The organism is Riemerella anatipestifer (assembly GCF_009670965.2).
GTDB lineage: Bacteria > Bacteroidota > Bacteroidia > Flavobacteriales > Weeksellaceae > Riemerella > Riemerella anatipestifer_B.
Genome location: NZ_CP073239.1, coordinates 1,782,587 through 1,798,328, shown reverse-complemented (window position 1 = coordinate 1,798,328; position 15,742 = coordinate 1,782,587). Strand labels below are relative to the sequence as shown.

Genomic DNA, 15,742 nt, shown 5'->3' with positions numbered 1-15,742 from the left:
ATATAAAAAATTGAGGCTCTATAAAAAACCTCAATTTTCAAAAATTCAATAATTGCTATACTTTACTCTTAATACCCTCCTTTTTCAATAAAGTGTTTTGCTACTTTTTCAGTAAGGGCTATTACATTAGGGGTGTTGGTATATTTAGTAAATCTTCTAAGACCAGAAAGCATCATTCTTTGCTCATCGCCTTCTGCAAAAGATACAATACCTTCTTTAGCAGATACAATAATCTTCTCTACTGCTTTATAAAGGTTTAGCTGTGCCATTGCTGCCTCTGCAGAATCTGGTGCGTAATGCTTCTCTGCTCTTAAAATAGCAGACTCTGCCATATAAATTTGGTTAAGAATTTCAGATGCATTTAGTAGAAGATGTTGTTGTTTTTCAATATCCATCATATACTTCTGCAAAGCCGCTCCTGAAACCATTAAGAAAACCTTTTTAAGATTGGCAATCATCGCCTTTTCCTCACTCATAAATGCAGAATAATCTGGCGTTTCAAAAGATGGGATAGACATCAACTCCTTACCTACTGCCATTGCTGGAGACATCAGGTCTATTTGCCCCTTCATGGCTTTTTTAATCAACATACCCACGGCGAGTAGTCGGTTAATCTCGTTAGTTCCTTCGTAGATTCTAGAAATTCTAGAGTCTCTCCAAGCCGCTTCCATTGGTGTATCCTCCGAGAAGCCCATTCCTCCAAAAATCTGAATTCCCTCATCAGCCGATTGTTGCAACAAATCAGACACGAATACTTTTAATATAGAACATTCTACGGCATACTCTTCTACCCCTTTAAGCTCTGCCTCTTGGTGGTTCATTCCTCCCGCTACAAGTTCATCTATTTTATCCTGAACATCTTTAGCCGCACGGTAAGAACCTGCTTCACTTACAAATATACCGGTTGCCATTTCCGCTACTTTCTTACGAATAGCCCCAAAAGTAGAGATAGAAGTTCCGAACTGCTTTCTCTCGTTAGCATATTGGATAGAGTAGTTAAGGATTCTTCTTTGAGCATCTAAACAAGCCGCAGCAAGTTTAATTCTACCCACATTAAGAGCGTTAAGAGCGATTTTAAACCCATTGTTTCTCTCTCCTAAAAGACACTCTACAGGCACTTTCATATCATTAAAGAACACCTGACGCGTAGAAGAAGCACGAATACCAAGTTTATGCTCTTCCTCTCCGAAAGTTAGACTTTCCGGATTTTCTAACTCGGAACGATTAACCACAAACCCTGTGATATTTTTATCGTCATCTATTTTAGCAAAGAAAGTGAAGGTATCTGCAAAACCTGCATTAGAAATCCACATTTTTTGACCATTGATGATGTAATGTTTACCATCTTCTGAAAGTCTTGCCTTAGTTTTTCCGCTGTTGGCATCAGACCCTGCATCTGGCTCTGTAAGGCAGTAAGCTCCAAATTTAGCCCCTGTAGCTAAGTCTGGTAGGTATTTTTGTTTTTGAGCTTCCGTTCCGTAAAGTAAAATAGGCAGCGTACCGATACCTGTATGTGCTCCGTACGCCGTAGCCAAAGACCCCGTAGCTCCCGACAGATAATCACAAGCCAACATAGTGGTTACAAAGCCCATACCCAAACCACCATAAGACTCAGGAACCGAAATCCCTAAAAAGCCCATAGCTCCAATTTCTTTCATACACTCTTCTGTGAAAGCATAATCTTTCTTTTCGAAACGCTCCCTATTTGGGATTACGGTTCTATCTATAAACTCCTTAGCAGAGTCTCTAAGCATTTTTTGTTCTTCTGACAGTTCCTCTATTGAGAAAATTTGTGTTGCTGGAGTTTCTTTAATTAAAAACTCTCCTCCTTTTAGTATTGTACTCATTTTGTAAATTTTAAGTGTTGTATTATTAAATATTAAATCATTTTTGAATCTTATAAAAGTTCAAAAATACTAGCAGCTCCCTGTCCTGTTCCTACGCACATAGTTACCATACCATATTTACTACCTCTTTGTCTCATTTCCTCTAAAAGCTGAACGGTAAGTTTAGTACCTGTACAACCTAGCGGATGTCCTAATGCAATAGCACCCCCATTCACATTTACAATCTCTGGATTAAGGTCTAGCTCCTTTTTAATCGCTACCGATTGGGAAGCAAATGCTTCGTTAAGCTCTATTAAATCTATATCTTTAAGTTGTAAGCCTGCTTGTTTAAGTGCTTTTGGAATAGCATATACTGGTCCCATACCCATAATTCTCGGTTCTAGACCTGCTGCTGCATAAGATACTAGTCTTGCCTCAGGCTGTAAACCTAACTCTTTTACCATATCTTCAGACATGACGATAACAAATGCTGCTCCGTCTGACATTTGTGATGAGTTACCTGCCGTAACGCTTCCACCATTCGCAAATACAGGTCTTAGTTTAGCCAAACCTTCTAAAGAAGTATCTTTTCTAGGACCTTCGTCCACAGAGAAATCAAAAGATTTAGTTTGTAACTTTTGACTCTCATCAAGGAAGGTATATTCTACTGGAATAGGCACAATTTGATTAACAAATTTGTTTTCTGCTAATGCCTTTAATGCTTTTTGGTGCGACTCAAAAGCGAACAAATCTTGCTCCTCTCTACTGATGTTGTATTGTTTTGCCACCGCTTCTGCTGTATAGCCCATTCCCCAATAGTAGTCAGGGTTAGACTTAGCTATATCCGTCTCTGGTACAGGTTTGTACCCACCCATTGGAATAAAGCTCATAGATTCCGTTCCTCCTGCAATAATGCAATCCGCCATACCTGCCTGAATTTTAGCCGAAGCAATCGCAATAGCTTCAGACCCTGAAGCACAATATCTGTTCACCGTAACCCCTGGAACTTTATCTGTATTAAGCCCCATAAGCGAAATCAGCCTCGCTATATTAAGCCCTTGTTCTGCCTCTGGCATTGCATTCCCCACGATGAGGTCATCTATTCTATCTTTATCTAACTGAGGCACATCGCTCATCAATTTTTCTATCACTTTAGCTGCCATCACATCTGGTCTTGTAAATCTTAAAGACCCTTTAGGAGCTTTGCCTACAGCCGTTCTGTAACCTTTTATTATGTATGCTGTTTTCATATATTTTATTGAATTTTAGAGATTAGATTTTAGAACTTAGAGTTTAGATTCTAATCCTTTTGAAGTTAAACTTGATTTTAATTTATAAATCATTTTTGTATTTCTGTTAAATGTTGTAACGTAGGCATTATGTCTTGATTGTTTTTCATTTGTAATTCTGATAATAAAATAAGCTGAGTTTCTAGTTCGTAACAAGACCCCGAAGCTATTCCTAAAAAATGAATGAACTCTTTTGGGTTATTTCTTCCCGCTCCTTCTGCAATATTAGAGAAGGTATAGAAATAGCACACCTTTTCATCTGTGAGGTCAATCCAAATTTTTCGTCCGTAGGCAACGCTTCACTAATAAGGTAAATCTCCTTAGCTAAAGCGATAGCCTTTTGCCAAACTACTAATTTATTCAATTGATGTGCACTCATTTAGTATCAATTTACAACGTCTAAAATCTCATATCCAACATCTAACAAAAATTAATTTCTTAGTGGTTTTCCTTTTTGAAGCATAAATTGGATACGCTCTAAAGTTTTTCTTTCTCCACAAAGCTGTAAGAAAGTCTCTCTCTCTAAGTTAAGAAGGTACTGTTCTGTAACTAAAGTTTCTTCGGAAAGGTTTCCTCCTGCCATTACAAAAGCTAACTTATCTGCAATTTTCTTATCATGTTCGGAAATGAAATTACCTGTAAGCATTTGGTCTGTACCCACATAGAACATACCTAACGCATCTTTACCTAAAACCCTCACTTTCTCAGAAACAGGCTGTGTATAGCCTTGCTCTGCCATTAGTAATGCTACTTTTTTAGCCTCTGCAATCTGTCTATTTTTATTGACTACCACAAAGTCTTTACCATGCTGAAGAATATCCATATCATAGGCTTCGTAAGCCGAAGTAGCCACTTTACCCATAGCAATATTCATAAAGGCATCTCTTAGACGGTTGTTTTTAACATCATCTTTAGACATTTGTTTCATGGTTCTTAAAGTCATTTCTTTAGTACCCCCACCGCCTGGGATAACCCCTACACCTACTTCTACTAGACCAATGTAAGTTTCCGCAGCAGCTACCACACGGTCAGCGTGAAGCGTCATTTCACAACCACCACCTAATGTCATTCCAAACGGAGCTACCACCACTGGTATTGAAGAGTAACGAAGCCTCATCATTGACTTTTGGAAATAAGCAATCGCCATATTCAAATCGTCCCAATCTTGGTCAATTGCCATCATCAAAATCATAGCTAAGTTAGCACCCACCGAGAAATTAGCTCCTTGGTTAGCCACTACTAGACCATCGTATTCCTTTTCTGCTAGGTCTATCGCTCTATTAAGTCCGTCTAAAACTTCTCCTCCAAGAGAGTTCATCTTAGAACGAATTTCAAAGTTGATGATACCATCACCTAAATACTGTATCGCCGAACCAGAATTGCTCCAAAGCGTTTTATTTTTTCTAATATTATCTAAAATGATAAAGGCATCTTGCCCTGGTATAGACTGATAATCTGCCTTAGTTTTATCAAAGTATAAAGTTTGACCTTCTTCACTCACCTGATAAAATGCTTTACCTTGCTCTGCTAAAGATTTAACCCAATCTGATACTTCATAGCCAGCTTCTTTGGCCAATTCTACACCTTTCTGAATCCCAACAGCATCCCAAATTTCAAAAGGTCCATCTTCCCAACCAAATCCAGCACGCATAGCATCATCTATCTTATAAACTTCGTCTGAAATTTCTGGAACTTTGTGAGAAACATAGGCAAACAATGCTCCCAAAGTGCTGCGATACAGCTCTCCTGCTTTATCTTTACCACCTATTAAAACCTTAAATCTATCAATAGGCTTATCAATATTTTTAGTTAATTCTAGAGTAGGGAAAGAAGACTTATCCTGTAACTCATATTCTAAGGTATCTAAGTTTAATCCTAATATCTCTGATTTGCCATCGGCATTTTTAACTTTCTTAAAGAAACCTTGTTGAGTCTTAGAGCCCAACCAATTATTATCCATCATTTTTTGGATATAATCTGGCAACTGGAATACTGCCTTAAACTCTTCTGCCTCTGCTCCACTTTCTCTAACGCCATTAGCCACGTGTACAAGTGTATCTAGCCCCACCACATCTGCCGTTCTAAATGTCGCAGATTTTGGTCTACCAATTACTGGGCCTGTTAGTTTATCTACATCTGATACGCTTAACCCTAGTTTTTGTACTTTATGAAGTAAATCCATCATACCAAAAACACCTATTCTATTCGCAATAAAGGCTGGTGTATCTTTCGCTAAAACTGTAGTTTTCCCTAAAAATTTAGCTCCATATTCCATATAGAAATCTACCACTTCTGGAGCTGTCTCTGGAGTAGGAATAATTTCTAAAAGTGGTAAATATCTTACTGGATTGAAGAAGTGTGTTCCTGCAAAATATTTCTTAAAATCATCGCTTCTACCCTCAGTAAGAAGATGGATAGGAATACCCGATGTATTAGAAGAAACCAAAGTACCTTCTTTTCTGTATTGCTCTATCTTTTCGTAAACAGATTTTTTAATATCCAATCTCTCTACTACCACCTCAATAATCCAATCGGTATTTTTGATTTTAGACATATCGTCATCAAAGTTACCTACCGTTATTCTATCTGCAAATTTTGGAGTGTAAAGTAATGCAGGACTTGCCTTTTTAAGTTTCTCCAAATTTTCAGTCGCAATTCTATTTCTAAAGGCTTTATCCTCTTTAGTAAGACCTTTTTTCTGTTCCGCTTCTGTAAGTTCAAAAGGAACGATATCTAGCATAAGCACCTCTACACCTATATTGGCAAAATGAGCCGCTATACCAGCACCCATAATTCCTGAACCAAGAACGGTAATGTGTTTAATTCTTCTTTTCATATTAAGTATAATTCTATTTTTTATTTATTTTTTACGATTGAGTTCGTTGGCAATCTTCACAATATCATTAGTTACCTCTTTAAAAACCTCTAGCTTTTCGGGTGAAATTCTCTCAAGAATTAATTTGTTAAAGTTAAGTACCATCGCCTTGGATAAATTCCTAGACTCTAAACCCTTTTCAGTTAGTTTAATGATAACTTCTCTTTTATCTGTAGATGACTTATCCTTATAGATATAGCCATTATCCTCCAATAGTTTAATAATCCTTGTAAGCGAAGTGGGTTCTATCGCCATTTTAGGACCTAAATTAGTGCTTCTAGTTCCGTTCTTTGGGTCTATCTTCAGCAAAGTAAGTGCCTGTACAGTAGTTGAATCATGCTCTTGAGCTTTCTCCGAATACATTCTAGAAACAGCTAACCAAGTGGATTTAAGTATTAAATCTATGTTTTCTATTTTGTCTTTATTTGATTCCATTTTTATATCTAAAAACTTTGTACTTCAAATATAATACAAAATACTATGCATGCATAATAATTAAATGTTAAATTTAAGTTAAATCAATAATAATCAATATTATAAATAATATGCAAAACATACAAAATAAATTCCATATAGAAACTAATCATCAGATTTATAACAAATTAAGGGCTTGATGAAAACCACCAAGCCCTTAAAATATAATAATTAAGATATAAACTATTTAACCTTAACCAGTTCTACATCAAATAACAGCCATGCATTAGGCGGAATAACACCACCTGCTCCTCTTTCTCCATAAGCCAAATTAGATGGGATAAGCAATGTTGCTTGCTCACCTTCTTTAAGAAGCATAATACCTTCGTCCCAACCTTTGATTACTCTACCCGTTCCCACAGGAAACTCTATTGGTTCTCCTCTTTTAAAAGAGTTATCAAACTCTTGTCCATTAGTTAATCTTCCTGCATAGTGTACTGCCACCATATCACCCGCTTTAGGAGCTTTACCTTCAGTGGATTTTGTAATTTTATATAAAAGCCCAGACGCTGTAGCCGTCATTCCTGCCTTTAATTCTTCTAACTTCTTAGCTGCCTCTGCTTCTTTTTTAGCTATATAAGCCTTATTTCTTTCTTGGATTTTAGATTTACCTTCATTAAATACTTTTGCTGCATCATAATTTTTGTAAGAATCACCTTTAGTGAAAACCTCTACCTTTTGTATTACTACATCTTGTTTTGGCTTATGCTGTGCTCCTATTTCTACATTAGCAATAGCATCTATAACTTCTAAACCTTGTATTACTTTACCAAACACCGTATGCTTACCATCTAACCAAGGTGTAGCCACTTCTGTAATAAAAAACTGAGAACCATTGGTATTAGGACCTGAATTAGCCATAGAAAGATAACCTTTACCTTCGTGTTTTAGGTCGTTCTTTTCGTCATCAAATTTATAACCTGGGTCTCCCATTCCTGTTCCCATTGGGTCTCCCCCTTGAATCATAAAATCTTTGATAACTCTATGGAAAATAATCCCATCATAGTAAGGCTCTCCTTTTTTCTTAGCTTTATTTTCTATTGTACCTTGTGCTAATCCTACGAAATTAGCTACGGTTACAGGAGATTCTTTGTCGTTAAATTGGATAATCATACTTCCTTTAGAAGTTTCCATTTTTGCATAAACACCCTCTGGAAGAGCGTTGTAAAATTCTTTTTCGATATTCATTTTTTTGTATATAGGATTACAATTAGTTAATGATAAAATTGCTAATAAAGTAGCACACAAAGATAAGATTTTTTTCATCGTTAGTTTAATTTTGGAATGGCTAAAACGAAATACCGAGATTTGAGTATCTCGGTATTACCTTTATTTCAATTATAGTAGATTAATCTTCTTTACTTTGATCATATCTATCCACTATCTTCTGAGAAACCCCAGTATTGCTAAATCCTCCATCATTGAAAAGGTTTTGCATCGTTACCTTTCTTGTTAAATCAGAAAACATTGCCACGCAGTAGTTAGCACAATCTAAAGCTGTTGCATTGCCTAGTGGAGACATATCTTCTGCATAACCTAAGAAACCTCCAAAGCCTTTCACTCCACTTCCCGCTGTTGTAGGTGTTGGAGATTGTGATATGGTGTTTACTCTCACTTTTCTTTCTCCCCAATAGTATCCAAAGCTTCTCGCAATACTCTCCAAATAAGATTTGTTATCTGCCATATCGTTATAGTCTGGGAAAGTTCTCTGAGCTGCAATGTAAGAAAGTGCTAAAATAGACCCCCACTCGTTCATACAATCTTTATCCCAAGCGGTTTTCATAACTTTATGGAAAGAAACAGCCGATACATCCCAGCCTTTTTCTAAGAAGCTATAATTAAGGTCAGTATAAGGCTTTCCTTTTCTTACATTAACCGACATTCCTATAGAGTGTAAAATAAAATCTAGCTTTCCAAATTTTTCTATCGCAGCATCAAAAAGTTTTTCTAAATCCTCCATAGAAGTAGCGTCTGCACCAATGACCTCTGCTCCTGTTTTTTCTGCCAAAGCGTTTAATTCTCCCATTCTCATAGCGATAGGTGCATTAGATAAGATAAATTCAGCACCTTCTTCATGACATCTTTCCGCTACTTTCCAAGCGATAGATTGCTCGTTAAGAGCTCCAAATATAATTCCCTTTTTTCCTTTTAATAATCCGTATGACATAATTATTTTATTTAGCAACAAAAATAATAAAAAAAATAAGATTGGGATTACAATCCACCCTAAATTTGACTAGACTTCTTACATTAAATTACTATCTTTGCTGAAACAAAAATCTAATTAAAAAATGAAATTTTTTATCGACACCGCTAATCTTGAACAAATTAAAGAAGCTAAAAATCTAGGTATTTTAGATGGCGTAACCACCAACCCTTCTCTAATGGCTAAAGAAGGTATACAAGGGAAAGAAGCTATAATGAATCATTACAAAACCATTTGCGAATTGGTAGACGGAGATATTTCGGCAGAGGTACTTTCTACAACCTACGAAGAAATGATAAAAGAAGGTGAAGAATTAGCTGCTATCCACCCTAATATCGTAGTGAAAATACCAATGATAAAAGACGGGATAAAAGCTATAAAGTATTTTTCTGATAAAGGTATTAAGACTAACTGTACTTTAATATTTTCGGCAGGACAAGCTCTTTTGGCAGCTAAGGCGGGAGCGACTTATGTATCGCCTTTCTTGGGAAGACTGGACGACATCTCTACTGATGGACTTAATTTAATAGAAGAAATCAGAACGATATATGATAACTATATGTTTGAAACTGAAATTCTAGCCGCTTCTATAAGACACTCTATGCACATTATAGATTGTGCTAAAATAGGTGCTGATGTTATCACTTCTCCTTTAGCTCCTATATTGAGTTTACTTAAACACCCTTTAACGGATAATGGTTTGGCACAGTTTGTAGCTGATGCACAGAAATTAGGTTAGTAAACAACATCATAATTAAAAACAAAAAATCCTCATAACTTAGTTGTGAGGATTTTTTTATTATTTGATTTAGATATTAAACATTAAATCTGAAATGCATAATATCGCCATCTTGTACAACATACTCTTTGCCTTCCACAGAAAGTTTACCCGCTTCTTTTACCTTAGCTTCCGAACCGTAATTGATAAAATCTTTGTACTTAATTACTTCTGCACGGATAAACCCTTTCTCAAAATCGGTGTGGATAACTCCTGCCGCTTGAGGTGCCGTCCAACCTTTACCTATCGTCCATGCTCTTACCTCTTTTACGCCTGCCGTGAAATAAGTTTGCAACTTTAAAAGTTCATACGCTTTACGGATAAGACGATTAACTCCTGGCTCTTCTAGCCCTAACTCTTCCAAGAACATTTGGCGTTCTTCGTAGGTTTCTAGTTCGTTAATATCTGCCTCTATCTGTGCTGCCAAAGCCAGCACTTCCGCTCCTTCTTTTTGAGCCATTTCCTCTACTTTACTTATCCATTCGTTGCCATTTTTAATAGAGTTTTCATCTACATTACAAAGATAAAGCACTGGCTTTTTAGTTAATAATTGTATTTCGTCTATAATAGGCTGGGTAATATCGTCAGTTTCAAACTCACGAGCATTTCTACCGCTTTCTACAAATTCTAAGATACTTTTTAATGTTTCATATTTTAAAATATCTTCTTTCTTCCCTGATTTTATAAACTTCTTGGCTTTTTCTACCGCTTTAGTTAGAGTTTCTATATCTTTTAGTTGTAACTCTATATCTATAATTTCCTTATCTCTAAGTGGGTCCACCGAACCTTCTACATGTACGATATTACCATTATCAAAACATCTCAACACATGGATAATAGCCTCACACTCACGGATATTTGCCAAAAACTGATTACCTAAACCTTCTCCTCTACTCGCTCCTTTAACCAGTCCCGCTATATCTACTATCTCCACCACAGCAGGAAGAACTCGCTCTGGATTAACCAATTTCTCCAACTCAAACAATCTTTGGTCTGGTACAGATACCGTTCCTAAGTTAGGCTCTATGGTACAGAAAGGATAGTTAGCACTCTGTGCTTTTGCATTACTAAGACAGTTAAACAAGGTTGATTTTCCTACATTAGGCAAACCTACAATTCCACATTTCATAATCAGATATATTATAATTTTGCAAATATAGTTAAGTAAGATTGGATTAGAAAATAAGACCTCTGTTTTTTAAAGTTATTTGAGGATTTTTTCATTACTTTGTGTGAAGCATATTCTACTTTTATGAAAATAAAATACCATTTACTCATTATAACAATGCTCATCTTATCACAGATAAGTATAGCACAAACTCTTAATTTTGATGATTATTTCACCAGTGGAAGTCTCCGCATAGATTTGTTACTCACAGGTAACCATACCCACAAAACAGCTACGATACATCAACTAAAAAAAGAACCTCATTATGGTGGTGGGACTTCAGCACAGCTTATTTTTCCTAATTTGGGTAATTATAGAATTGTGATAAAAGATGAGCTTTCAAAAAAAGTGATTTTTTCTAAAGGTTTCAGCCCCATATTCAGCGAATGGCAAGCCACCGAAGAAGCTAAAAACAAATACAAGTCTTTTGAAAACACTTTCACCATACCTTTCCCTAAACAAAACATTATTCTTGAAGTACAGTCTAGAGAAAGAGATGGTTCGTTTTCTAATCTTCTTACAGAAACCATCAATCCTAATCAGTTTGATATCATCAAAGAAACACCTTCTTTCTATCCTTCGACTAAAATTTACGGTCATAAACCTCCACAAAACGCAGTAGATATTGCCATTTTAGCAGAAGGCTATACCGCCGAAGAAATGCCTAAATTTAAAAAAGATGCTCAACGCTTTATTGATTATATGATGAGCGTAGAGCCTTTTAAATCAAATAAAAATCACTTTAATGTATATATTATAGAGTCGTCTTCCCAAGAATCTGGAACGGATATTCCTGGAGAAAATATTTATAAAAACACCATTTTAAACTCTCATTTTTATACCTTCGGAGAGCCTCGCTATCTTACCACTTTATCCTCTTTTAAAATTTCGGATATAGCCGCCAATGTACCTTATGACCAAATTTTTGTTATCGTAAATACACCAAGATATGGTGGCGGTGGTTTTTATAATGTGATTAACTTGGTATCAGCGGATAACTACTTATCTGAAAAAGTTTTTGTGCACGAATTTGGACACGGCTTTGCTGGTCTCGGAGATGAATATTACAACAATTCTGGCGGAACTACCGATTTATACAATCTAAAAGTAGAACCTTGGGAACCTAACCTTACTACTCTAGTAGATTTTGGCAAAAAATGGAAGCATAAGGTTAATAAAAATACACCTATACCAACGCCTAGAACGGAGTTATATAAGAATAGTATTGGGGTATTTGAAGGCGGAGGCTACACTTCAAAAGGTATCTACAGCCCTGTACAAGATTGCAGAATGAAGTCTAACACTCCAGAAAATTTCTGCCCTGTATGTACAGATGCTATGTTAGAAACTATATTATTCTACACGAAATAAAAGTGTTTATTTCTTACTCAAAAACAAGCCATTAAGCACAGAAGTAACGACAGACAAAGCAATACTAAAACCTAATGCCCACCAAAAACTATCAATCACAACACCATTGACTAGATATTCTGCTAAAAGCATAATACAGGCGTTAATCACTAACGAAAACAAACCCAAAGTAATAATAGTTAATGGAAAACCTAAAATTTTCAAGATAGGTTTTACCGTGATGTCTAACAGACCCAAAATAATAGCAAATATAACTGCAGTGCCAAATGAAGCAATATGCACTCCTGATAGGACATTCTGAAGCACAAAGGCACTTACCGCTACAATAAGAAGTTTGATAATCAGTTTCATAATAACAGAAGTTTAGTCCATTTTATAGAGAATTGCATTGATATTCATTCCTGCTCCTACAGAAGCGAACACAATATATCCTCCTTGTTTAAATTGATGATTACCTAGCTTCCCTTTCTTGATAAGATTATACATCGTAGGCACAGTAGCCACGGAAGAATTACCAAATTTCTGAATCGTCATTGGTGCTATTGCCTCATCGTAGGTTTTTATTCCGTAAAGGCGATGCAAACGAGAAATAATGGCGTGATCCATCTTAGCATTAGCCTGATGAATTAAAATTTTATCAATATCCTGAATGCTTAAACCAGCTTTATCTATTGTAGATTTTATAGCGTCTGGGACATATTTAAGAGCGAACTCATAAATTTTTCTCCCACGCATTCTGATATAATTTTTATCTTGAGGTGCATTTGGGTTCAACGAAGCCGAGTTTTCTAAATAACTTAGCTCTTCCCCATTAAAACACAAAGTACTATCCGCAATAATGCCTTTATCTTTACTCTCGTCAGCCTTTACCACTACGGCACCAGCTCCATCAGCAAAAATCATTTTATTTCTATCGTAAGGGTCGGTTACTCTACTCAGAGTCTCTCCTCCTACAACCAAAATATATTTAGCTCTCCCTGCTTTAATAAGACTATCCGCCAAAATCATAGCTTCTACCCAGCCTGGGCAACCAAATATCATATCATAGTTAATACAACTAAGTTTCTTAATTCCTAGTTTATTTTTTAGCCTTGCAGACATACTAGGCATAAAATCAGAAACACCACTATTACTTACCTCACCAAAATTACTTGCATAAATAATATAGTCTAGTTCTTCTTTATCTATACCAGCGTCCTCCAAAGCCTCTAGAGAAGCCTTTAGTCCTAAGTCAGAGTTATACTCTTCCAGATTACTATAACGGCGTTCTTCTATTTCTGTAATTTCTACAAACTTGTCTATAACTTCCTGTACAGGTTTATCAATCAACTCTTTATTATCATCAAAAAAAACAGAATCTAAGAAATCTGACCCTTTAATTATATTGCTTGGCACACAACTTCCTGAACCTATAATGACTGTATTTGGCATAAGTATTTTGGATAAATTAGACTGCAAATTTAATAATTATAATGATAAACACTTTAACTTTAGGGAAAGTTTTATGTTTTACGAGTAAAATTGCTCAAATCGTGGTTTTATGTTACCTTTGTGGCTGTAAATTTTTAAGATTATGAATTTATCTGCTCCTGTAAAAGGGTTTATTTTTTCCTTTCTTGCGGTTATTTTAGCCTTTGCTATTTACTTCTTTTTCTTGGCTAAGAAAAATTACTATTTGGTAGATAACCCAACGCCTAACACTTATTATTTTAAAATAAATAATGGTTCTGAACAGATTATAAGTGCAGGGCAATCTGTACAAGTAGATTTATCTAAAGGTAAAAACAGCATTCAAGTTTTTGATAATAACAAAAAAATCATTTACGACTCTGCTTTTCAAGTAAATAAATTAAGAGGTTTACTTAATATCGCTCATCAAGATTACTATGTTAATAGGCAGTTTTATGGCTATATTCCTAACAAAGATTCTCTTTTATTATCTCACGGAAAAACTGTAATAGACGGTAAAGATTATCTAGGCGATGTAACCCATTATAACAAACTATACATCGAAGATTTCTATTATAATGTAGACGAAGATTACGATGCTGTGGTAAAAAACATACAGAAAGTAGAGTCAAGAACCAAGCTATTCAGAAAACAAGATTTTCTAAATTATTATAACGAATATTATAAATTTTAAAAAACATTAAAATTGAAAACACAAGTTACTCCATATAACACCGAAGCAGGAAAGAAAAAAGAAGTAGAAGCTATGTTTGATAATATAGCTCCACAGTACGATTTTCTAAACAGAGTACTCTCTTTAAAAGTAGATTTAATTTGGAGAAAAAAACTCGTTAATTGGCTTAAAAAAGACCAACCTAAACTAATATTGGACATTGCCACTGGTACAGGAGATCTCGCCATCGCTATGGAAAAAGGTACTAAAGCCGAAATTGTAGGTCTAGATTTGTCGCAACAAATGTTAAATATTGGAATAGAGAAAGTTAAAAAGCTAAATCTTTCTGACAAAATAAAAATGATGAAAGGCGATGCCGAAAATCTACCTTTTGAGGATAATAAATTCGATTCTGTAACTTCTGCCTTTGGCGTTAGAAACTTTGAAAATTTAGAGAAAGGGTTGTCCGAATTCCGAAGAGTGGTAAAAGAAGGTTCTAGCATCTACATTCTTGAGTTTTCTAAGGTAGAAGGCTTCTTGGCTCCTTTCTATATGTTTTATTTTAAAAACATTCTCCCTAGAATAGGCAAACTTATCTCCAAAGATAGCCGTGCATACACCTATTTACCCGATTCTGTAAATGCCTTCCCTTATGGTGAAAAAATGAAAGAAATCTTGCTAAATGTAGGCTTTAGAAAGGTAGAATACAAAAAACAAAGTTTAGGTATTGCGACTATTTACAAAGCAACAAAATAAAAAACCATATTCTCTGTTTAATATCTTACAATAAGACATTATTTTATGAAAAAAACACTTTTTTTAATCCTCATTAGTGTTACTGCCATCGCTTCTGCACAGTTTAGAATAAAGGATAGAATGGACAGAATGGAAGGTATTGATGATAAAAAGTTCAGCTACGGATTTTTCCTTAATGGTAGCCAAAACGATTATAAAATGGTACTAGACCCTAAATACGGCACTAGAGGAAATAAAAATTTGGTTTCCTCCAAGCCTACTTATAGCTTTGGTGCAGGATTGATAGGGAGAATGAGAATCAACAAAAATCTAGATTTGAGGCTAGAACCTGGAATGCAATTTATAGAACGAGATTTATATTTTGATACCCAAGTTAATGATATTTACGCTACTGATGCCAAAGCGCCATTCACTCCAAAAAAACTTACCGAAGAAGATAAAGTGAGAAAAATTAAGGCAACTACAATAGACATTCCGCTTCTGCTAGAAATACACGCCGATAGATGGTTTAACTCTAGACCTTATGTAGCAGCTGGTGTTAATTGGCTGGTGAATTTACAATCCAACTCTAGTAGCGAAGATGATAATGCCAATGGCACCTTCCGTAGTACCACCCACAATTTTGGTTATTCTGGAGAGGTAGGCATACAATTTTATTTCAGTAAATTTAAACTTACGCCAGCCTTTAGAGGCACTTTCACTATGGGCAACGAACTTGTGAGAGATAATGCCAACACTCTACCTTACTGGACATCTGCACTTACCTCTACCCAAGGGAGAAGTTTTATGTTTGTACTTAAATTTGAATAATAATAACTCATAACCGAATAATACAAAGCACTCACAATATTAAAAGAGTGCTTTTTTACTCTCTGTA

The 15,742-nt window shown here is 35.5% G+C and carries 16 protein-coding genes; 5 read left to right on the top strand and 11 right to left on the bottom strand.

Translation table 11 applies throughout. The annotated features are described in order from the left end of the window. Positions 1-68: 68 nt before the first annotated feature. The 8 genes from D1J36_RS08310 to D1J36_RS08280 all read right to left on the bottom strand — a co-directional run bounded on the left by D1J36_RS08310 (position 69) and on the right by D1J36_RS08280 (position 8,631). Complete coding sequence (locus D1J36_RS08310) at positions 69-1,847, bottom strand: acyl-CoA dehydrogenase family protein (protein WP_154138194.1); 1,779 nt, start codon at positions 1,845-1,847, stop codon at positions 69-71. A 50-nt stretch (positions 1,848-1,897) separates the two neighbouring features. Then, complete coding sequence (locus tag D1J36_RS08305) at positions 1,898-3,076, bottom strand: thiolase family protein (RefSeq protein ID WP_154138193.1); 1,179 nt, start codon at positions 3,074-3,076, stop codon at positions 1,898-1,900. Between the two features lie 89 nt (positions 3,077-3,165). Continuing rightward, positions 3,166-3,366, bottom strand: coding sequence for a four helix bundle protein (locus tag D1J36_RS09915; RefSeq protein ID WP_435896785.1), 201 nt, complete (start codon positions 3,364-3,366; stop codon positions 3,166-3,168). After that, the gene (locus D1J36_RS09910; protein WP_435896784.1) at positions 3,288-3,494 is read right to left on the bottom strand and encodes a four helix bundle protein; all 207 of its coding nucleotides are present in this window, start codon (positions 3,492-3,494) and stop codon (positions 3,288-3,290) included. The genes D1J36_RS09915 and D1J36_RS09910 overlap by 79 nt, the downstream gene beginning before the upstream one ends. Positions 3,495-3,545: 51 nt before the next feature. Then, a complete protein-coding gene (locus D1J36_RS08295) occupies positions 3,546-5,951 on the bottom strand; it encodes a 3-hydroxyacyl-CoA dehydrogenase/enoyl-CoA hydratase family protein (RefSeq protein ID WP_154138192.1) in 2,406 nt (801 codons plus the stop codon). Positions 5,952-5,975: 24 nt separating this feature from the next. Then, positions 5,976-6,425, bottom strand: a complete 450-nt coding sequence (locus D1J36_RS08290) for a MarR family winged helix-turn-helix transcriptional regulator (protein WP_064970168.1) — start codon at positions 6,423-6,425, stop codon at positions 5,976-5,978. 222 nt (positions 6,426-6,647) lie between these two features. Further along, complete coding sequence (locus D1J36_RS08285; RefSeq protein WP_185147755.1) at positions 6,648-7,652, bottom strand: peptidylprolyl isomerase; 1,005 nt, start codon at positions 7,650-7,652, stop codon at positions 6,648-6,650. A 160-nt stretch (positions 7,653-7,812) separates the two neighbouring features. Next, entirely contained in the window at positions 7,813-8,631 is an 819-nt protein-coding gene (locus D1J36_RS08280) for an enoyl-ACP reductase FabI (protein WP_154138190.1), read from the bottom strand. Between the two features lie 124 nt (positions 8,632-8,755). Here D1J36_RS08280 and fsa point away from each other — a divergent pair, with 124 nt between their 5' ends. Then, positions 8,756-9,409: a fructose-6-phosphate aldolase gene (gene fsa / locus D1J36_RS08275; protein ID WP_014938906.1), complete on the top strand. Its 654-nt coding sequence runs from the start codon at positions 8,756-8,758 to the stop codon at positions 9,407-9,409. Positions 9,410-9,485: 76 nt separating this feature from the next. On the opposite strand, the gene ychF is transcribed toward fsa, so the two are convergent. Beyond that, on the bottom strand, positions 9,486-10,577 hold the full coding sequence (ychF, locus tag D1J36_RS08270) for a redox-regulated ATPase YchF (RefSeq protein WP_154138189.1): 1,092 nt from the start codon (positions 10,575-10,577) through the stop codon (positions 9,486-9,488). A gap of 123 nt (positions 10,578-10,700) precedes the next feature. On the opposite strand from ychF, the gene D1J36_RS08265 reads away from it, so the two are divergent. Beyond that, positions 10,701-11,987, top strand: a complete 1,287-nt coding sequence (locus D1J36_RS08265) for a M64 family metallopeptidase (RefSeq protein WP_154138188.1) — start codon at positions 10,701-10,703, stop codon at positions 11,985-11,987. A 6-nt stretch (positions 11,988-11,993) separates the two neighbouring features. On the opposite strand, the gene D1J36_RS08260 is transcribed toward D1J36_RS08265, so the two are convergent. Both D1J36_RS08260 and D1J36_RS08255 read right to left on the bottom strand, forming a co-directional pair. Next, positions 11,994-12,338 (bottom strand): phage holin family protein, encoded by a 345-nt coding sequence (locus D1J36_RS08260; RefSeq protein WP_154138187.1) that lies wholly within the window; start codon positions 12,336-12,338, stop codon positions 11,994-11,996. Between the two features lie 12 nt (positions 12,339-12,350). Then, positions 12,351-13,418, bottom strand: coding sequence for a 3-oxoacyl-ACP synthase III family protein (locus D1J36_RS08255; protein ID WP_154138186.1), 1,068 nt, complete (start codon positions 13,416-13,418; stop codon positions 12,351-12,353). A gap of 142 nt (positions 13,419-13,560) precedes the next feature. On the opposite strand from D1J36_RS08255, the gene D1J36_RS08250 reads away from it, so the two are divergent. Genes D1J36_RS08250 through D1J36_RS08240 form a run of 3 tightly spaced genes read left to right on the top strand, consistent with a single transcriptional unit; the run spans position 13,561 to position 15,675 of the window. Continuing rightward, positions 13,561-14,130 (top strand): hypothetical protein, encoded by a 570-nt coding sequence (locus D1J36_RS08250; protein ID WP_153927903.1) that lies wholly within the window; start codon positions 13,561-13,563, stop codon positions 14,128-14,130. A gap of 12 nt (positions 14,131-14,142) precedes the next feature. Then, positions 14,143-14,865 carry a bifunctional demethylmenaquinone methyltransferase/2-methoxy-6-polyprenyl-1,4-benzoquinol methylase UbiE gene (ubiE, locus tag D1J36_RS08245; protein WP_154138185.1) on the top strand — a complete coding sequence of 241 codons (723 nt, stop codon included), beginning with the start codon at positions 14,143-14,145 and terminating at the stop codon, positions 14,863-14,865. Positions 14,866-14,910: 45 nt separating this feature from the next. Beyond that, complete coding sequence (locus D1J36_RS08240; RefSeq protein WP_154138184.1) at positions 14,911-15,675, top strand: porin family protein; 765 nt, start codon at positions 14,911-14,913, stop codon at positions 15,673-15,675. Positions 15,676-15,742 lie beyond the last annotated feature (67 nt).